The 6,462-nt window shown below is 39.4% G+C and carries 6 protein-coding genes and 1 pseudogene; 2 read left to right on the forward strand and 5 right to left on the reverse strand.

What is annotated here, in order from left to right; all coding sequences use genetic code 11:
- The first annotated feature begins 997 nt into the window (after window positions 1-997).
- Window positions 998-1,951, forward strand: a complete 954-nt coding sequence (locus AB6E51_RS23775; RefSeq protein ID WP_076651439.1) for a hypothetical protein — start codon at window positions 998-1,000, stop codon at window positions 1,949-1,951.
- A gap of 65 nt (window positions 1,952-2,016) precedes the next feature.
- On the opposite strand, the gene AB6E51_RS23780 is transcribed toward AB6E51_RS23775, so the two are convergent.
- Both AB6E51_RS23780 and AB6E51_RS23785 read right to left on the reverse strand, forming a co-directional pair.
- A complete protein-coding gene (locus AB6E51_RS23780; protein ID WP_372050177.1) occupies window positions 2,017-2,175 on the reverse strand; it encodes a Hok/Gef family protein in 159 nt (52 codons plus the stop codon).
- A 214-nt stretch (window positions 2,176-2,389) separates the two neighbouring features.
- Window positions 2,390-3,325, reverse strand: a complete 936-nt coding sequence (locus AB6E51_RS23785; RefSeq protein WP_154724050.1) for a DNA-binding protein — start codon at window positions 3,323-3,325, stop codon at window positions 2,390-2,392.
- A gap of 922 nt (window positions 3,326-4,247) precedes the next feature.
- Between AB6E51_RS23785 and AB6E51_RS23790 the strand changes: the two are divergent.
- Window positions 4,248-4,541: pseudogene (locus tag AB6E51_RS23790) on the forward strand (HU family DNA-binding protein); the annotation flags it as partial.
- Between the two features lie 108 nt (window positions 4,542-4,649).
- Here AB6E51_RS23790 and AB6E51_RS23795 read toward each other — a convergent pair.
- From AB6E51_RS23795 to AB6E51_RS23805, 3 genes are all read right to left on the reverse strand, one after another.
- Entirely contained in the window at window positions 4,650-5,510 is an 861-nt protein-coding gene (locus AB6E51_RS23795) for a restriction endonuclease (RefSeq protein ID WP_274135677.1), read from the reverse strand.
- Window positions 5,511-5,575: 65 nt separating this feature from the next.
- Window positions 5,576-5,704: a hypothetical protein gene (locus tag AB6E51_RS23800; protein ID WP_017097008.1), complete on the reverse strand. Its 129-nt coding sequence runs from the start codon at window positions 5,702-5,704 to the stop codon at window positions 5,576-5,578.
- Window positions 5,705-5,915: 211 nt separating this feature from the next.
- Entirely contained in the window at window positions 5,916-6,149 is a 234-nt protein-coding gene (locus AB6E51_RS23805) for a DinI-like family protein (protein ID WP_136987522.1), read from the reverse strand.
- Window positions 6,150-6,462: the final 313 nt, after the last annotated feature.

Raw genomic sequence — 6,462 nt, forward strand, 5'->3', positions numbered from 1 at the left:
TTTTCTCCTTTGAATAAAGTCACGAGAAACAGTATCAAAAAGGCAATAGGAAAATCTCAATTAGAATTGTCAAAATAAAGTATTTCTAATTGAGATTATTTTAATTACTTCTGTTACACTATTTGAAGTTTCGCCCAACAATAATTTTATTATTATACTGGTTACATATTAATACACAGAACCGCTCGCTTAACGCTTTATTTCTTTTGCCTCACCCCTTTGCTTTCCCTTTCCCCTCCTGCCTCAGCCCACAATATATTGCTCCATCAACAAGGTTGTCGCTTACGCTCCATTTTTCACCTTGCTACTGCCTCATCCGTGTTATTTCTCTTTACTGCCTCATTTATTTACATCTTGCCTCAACGTAATACCGAAATCCCCCGTTTTTATCCCCGTCCCCCTCTGGGTGAGATCTTCGATATCGACCCAGAGGGGGCACATACCACTTGTTTTTGAGCCAAAAATCTGTTCACCTTAGATTATCGGTAGAAAGCTTAACCGTAAAAATCTCGCTTTTTAAATGAGGCAAAAATATGACGTTATCCCAACAACTTTATGATCAACTCAATCAACTCAATCTAAAAAAAACGAGGCGATCAAAAATTGATCACCTCCAGAGAGAAATACTATTTCTGAGGCAGAGGTTAAATTATTGTCAGATTCAGAGTTGGCTAAAAAAAGAAAAAAATATTGAAATATCCATATCACAACTGGCTCATTGCATTAACAACAGATGGATAGATAAATGACATGAGGCATATTGACAACAATACAATAAAAGAACTATCTCTATCTATACTGATGTTCCCCAATAATAAAAGTAAAAGAAGACGACGTCAGTTTTCGAGACTTGATCCTTATAGACTAGAAATAATGACATTACATAATGAAATCAACGCAAGTTTGTATCAGATTCAACAATGGTTGGAAATCTATCATAATATAGTTATTTCAATCAGCGGGTTACACAAGCGCATTAGTTTTTGGGATAATCAATATGAAAGCAGTAAAAAGAGAGAAAAAGATTCAAAAACAAAGTAATCAATTTTTTAATTTCCATTACTTAGGTCTAGGACATAAAAAGACAAAACAATCCACTCTCATTCATGGTGTTCGCACTATGAATGAAAATATAAGAATCATCACAAAAGTCTTAAGAGACACAGGACTTGACCGTATTAAACAAATTAGTTTTGATGTGGCTCAGCAATATTTACAAGATAGTCGTAATTTAGGTTACAGTCATAAACATCTTTCAAATATAAAGTCCAGTTTACAGCGTGTTATTGATAAATACTCACAAGGTAAACGGTTAACAATACCTAAAATTGATCCCGAATTTATCTCTTCGGTCAGGGCCAAACAGCAAGGGAATTTAGCCAACAAGAACCGAGCTTACTTAGACTCAGATCTCAATAAAATCATTCAAAACATGTCTCCTCACCATGCGTTTTCCACTCTTCTTGCATACAGCGCTGGTTTACGTGCAGAAGAACTTTTTACCATCAGACGCAATGATGAGGGTAGTGCTTCAAAGCATCGAGCATGGCGAACAGACCGATTTCATAACCGAGGAGAAGGAGTTTGCTACTTAGTAACAGGGAAAAATGGCCTTGTAAGGGAGGTGTTTATTCATCAAGATTTGGCCGATAAGCTTGAAACATTAAGGTTTGATACACCCCAATTTAGCAGCGATCGAAAGATCCGCTACGAGCAGCGTTATAACTTATGTGCAGGCAACCGATTCTCAAAAGCTTTCAGTCATGCTTCATACAAAACGTTAGGGTGGTCTTTGGGCGCGCATGGATTACGTTTTTCTTATGCGCAAAGAAGAATGGATCATGAACTACTGGACGTGTCTTACGATGATGCCTTACATATTGTTAGTCAGGAATTAGGACATTTTCGTCCAGAGATCACGTTAAGATATATTTATCCGTTTGGTAAATAAGGGCGCTCTTAGGCCATGCATCACAAAACTGAATCAGGAGGGATTTTACCCCCTCCTGTCCAGCTCTACCTTACTGCTTCGTAGACAACAAATTGAGCCAGAAAACTTGTGCCACCATCCTGGTAGCGAACCTCACAGAGTGAGTCTCGGACCATCCATAGACTACACAAGAACGTAACACACAAGACTATCAGCCCTGCGAGTGCTGTTTTATTTTTCGGCATTTTTGTTGCCTCCACAATAAAAGAGGCTGTATAATCAAGTTGTCAGACATGACTAAGGCCTCGTTAAATGAAAGTTACTGCTTCAACAGTAACCGGATAACGGGGCTTTTGTTTATCTGCCACAAGCAAACATAAAAGTCAGTCACTCATGGTAAATAAGCCAAGAGCGCCCACACAAATTCTACCACAAGCCTTTCAAATCAAGAACGTTTGTTTAACTCGCTTCTTCAAGCTTATCGATGTAGCGTTTGTGCTGTTGGTTGATCTCTTCAAGCGACCCTATTTTCTGACTCTGATTTTGTAGTTGGGATTTTGCTTCGCTCAACTCGGATAGCGTCGCTTTGTAATGCGTTTCCATTTCCGTCGCTCTGGATTGCAGCGCCGTATGCTGCGTTTCAAAGTCTGTAACACGCTTCTCTAACGTACTGACCACTGATGTGGATCCTTCTAATTGAGTAGAAAGCTTGGTGACTTGTTGAGAGAGAGATTGGTTCTCGGATTGCAATGTCGAACTTTGTTCTTCAAGCGCCTGCTGTTTTGCTTTAACTTCATTCACGTAATCCTGGTTACTTTCAAGTTTCAACTCCGATTTCGCCAGTTCGGTACGTAACGTCTCATTTGTGCGCGTCGACTCGGTTAACTCTTTTTCTAATTGGGTGATACGCTGACGCAGCTCAGTGACTAAGACGTGTTGTGATTGTTCCAGTTTACTCATTTCTGCTTCATGAGTGCGCTCGCTCTGAGTGAGTTCACCTTTCAGTTGAGTGATGTCTTTGCCCTGTTGTTCAACCACAGCATTTTGCTTATGCAGTCGGTCTTCCATCTTACCTAGCTCATCAATGGCCGCGTCACGCTGCTCGTTCGCTTCCTCGGCAATGCCTTTATAACGTTGCTCAGCCTCCACGCTAAACCGAGAAATTTCCTTCATGAACATTTGCGTGAACTCAGAGCTAAAACCAAGCTTGTCATAAAGTGACTTTTCGTTGGCTTCCAACTCCTTACGCCAATTGGCATAGTATTTATGCACCGTTGATGTGCTCGAAACGTCCGGTAAATAAGTCAATATCACTCGAACACTGACTTTCTCACCTTTGCTGTAAAGGTCATTACAGATTTCGTTAACGCGCTCTTGCATTCTATCGGTCGACATATCGGGGCTCTCAAACTGTTCATGATATGAGCAGTATAATACAGACATAACGAACAAACAACACGAACGAACAGTGTTCGTTCGACAATTAGATATAAAACGACAAAGGGCATTCATTTGTGCTTCAAATGAATGCCCTTTGTACATCTTAAGTTTACGCCTTGCGGCGACGTGATTTCTCACGAATTAATCATTCAAGCATGATTTAGGCTCGCCAGCTTGCACGCTGACTGGTAGTGCTAAAGATAAAGAATCGCTCCTTAAGTTAAGTCTTTTGACGCAATGGTCCCCCTCAGAACCTGGGCATCAAGTAGGGTTATGTTGCTTGCAACAGGCTGTCGCAAAGTAGAATTTAGCCCTTAGAAATAAGAGCAGTATAATGACGCAGTGGCCATATTGAATTGATGTAAAAATCAAGCAGTTGAATGAACAGGCGCAGAGCCTGAGCAGTTAAGTATGCTTTCACTTCTTTCTTTGAACTAGAGAAGAAGCCGCGACACGTTTCAGAGAGCCATTTAAGGGGGGTTAACCCCGTGTGCTTAATACTGTGCAGTCAGTATTCAACTACAACAGGCTTAGTATATCACAAGATAAAACAATGTGATGGGCTGGCTAGATGACTCAAAAATGGGATTATAATGCCTAGCGATGCCGTCTTAGTTAAAACACAGCGACTCTTAATGATACTTTTGACATTTACATAACAGGAGGGGGTATGGCGGTCTTTAATATCCGTTATTTGGATAAAGAAAGAAATACGCTCAAGTCCGAAACAGTGTACATGCGCTCCTTGGCAGCTGCCAAAGCCAGTGCCACCACACACGCGACTGAAAATACGTCTAAAATAGAAATTAGCGACGTTGTCGATAAGCCCCTCACCTTTCGTTATGCGACGGGCAAATGGGATGAAGAAGAAAAACCAACTCTAAAACAAGGAAAAGAGATGAACCGTAAAGAATTAGTGGATCATATCGCAGAAGAAGTCGACATCACTAAAAAAGAAGCCGATGCAGCCCTGAAAGCCATCATCGAAGGCATTACCACGACACTGGCTGATGGTGATGACGTGACTTTGGTTGATTTTGGCACATTCAAAATCACCCACCGTGCAGCGCGTGAAGGCCGCAATCCTAGAACAGGCGAAACCATTCAAATTGCCGCATCAAAAAGCCCAACATTTAAAGCCGGTAAGAAATTGAAAGAAGTGTTGAATTAGTAACGCACTTAAGCAGGCGAGAATACCAAGAAAAGTGCAAAAGACGGTACTAGTCAACTAAGCATCTCCATTTAAAAGAGAGTAATAACTCTCTTTTTTTGTCTAAATTCATCGCCAATCTTTAATAACTCGATCTTTAAAAATTGCAGTTTTCGATCGTTTGCTTAGATACTCAATAACACCCTCTAATTCTTTAGAAGCATCAATAACCATATGGTTATGCATTGGCTTAGACATCCAATAAGTCAACTCTATTGAATTAACTTTTAATCTACGTTTGTCCAGAATTAGATAAGCTTCATCAAACTCCAGAAGAAGATCACGCTCACCAAAATCATCATCGGTACCTTTTCCCAACCGCTCCTCTAATATCTTGATGGAATAGTAATCATTCCTTGAAACATCATCGATATAAGTTAGGTCATTACGTAATGCCAAAGTAGTATAACCTTCTTTAAGGTCCGTGTTTTTCTTAATCCAATCAGAATCAAGCTTAGGGTCAAAAGATGTAATTCTCGCAGGAAAGACCGCAATAATATCAGCATGAATTTCCTTAATATAGGGGCTTCCATCCTCAGACATCCAATCACTATCGTTTGATTCACGTACTATAAGTAGTTCAATATCATGCTTTTCAGCTTTAATCTTTGCTCCTGATTGATACCCTGTTTTGGTAGCAAAAATAGCCTTAAGATCAGGAAGATCATGTACCTTACCCACAAGAGCATCAATTTTTTCAATGCTTATTGTTGAAGCATAATCCTTACATTCAATAACAGTTTTATAACTAATCCCCCCCAAGTCATATTCCCAATAAAGATCAAACTCTCGTTCAATTCCGGACTTATCAATAATTTTCTTATTTTGCTCAATACAAATATTCTTAAGTTCAGCCCATTGTTCAGAATCAAACAAAGCCTTTTGAAGGGAAGCTACAAAACTTTCATAATCTCGACCGTTGTTACTCAAAAACTCACTCCATTTAAAATCTGAGAAGAAATAGCCCTATAATCAAAGGGCTATAAATAGTAAATCTACTTTTTCGATGATTTACTAGGTTTTAAAGCAGGATTATTTCCTGGAGTTTTTTTATTATCACGACGACGCTGATCGACTTTACCAGTTGAATCTGCGATTGGCTTTGGTCCTGGTTTAAGAGCCATAACGGTATTCCTTTTAAAGTTAAGTAATGGATGAATAAACAGTATATATTCAATCAGTAACCTAACATAAAAAGTAAGGTTGTTCAAAGTTCAAACAACCTGAATGAAGATTCCCCCGGGCATGCCTGGGGGACTTACCGTGACAACGCTAAAGCGTTGATAGTAAGGGGGGATAGGTAGATCAATATTTATTAATCAAAACCGAGGCGGTTCATACGAGCAACCACTCATCAGCTTCATTGAACGCTTGCTCGATCACCTTATTCACTCTCTTCTTCTCATCTTTATCTCTGGAATACACTTCTAAGTTATTATTCGTCCCTTTACGGACTCGTATTAGAGCGTCAGGATAAAGCGGCTTTAAACGACGCTCTAGTTCCTCGGCTATTTTTCCTAGACCACCTTTCGGTAATACTTTTTCATCGACCATCATTTCAACACGCATTTTTGTTTACCTCATATTCAACCACATCACAATACTGTTTAAATTAACAGTATAAACATAAGTGAGTATTGTCAATCCATTTAAAGATGGTTTACTTTAGGTACACCTTTAATGCACCAGGTTATTTTAGTGCTGTAAATAGCAAAAATAGATGTATAATGCACCAACATAACTAAACCAATGTAAAATGCACCAATGAACAGTAATATACGAACTTATGGTTACCTAAGAGCATCGACCGACGAGCAAGATGCTTCACGAGCAAAAAATGACCTTATTGACTTTGCAGACAAAATGGGATTCCCGATCGCGT

It is taken from the genome of Vibrio sp. 10N.247.311.47 (assembly GCF_041467535.1).
Classification (GTDB): domain Bacteria; phylum Pseudomonadota; class Gammaproteobacteria; order Enterobacterales; family Vibrionaceae; genus Vibrio; species Vibrio crassostreae_C.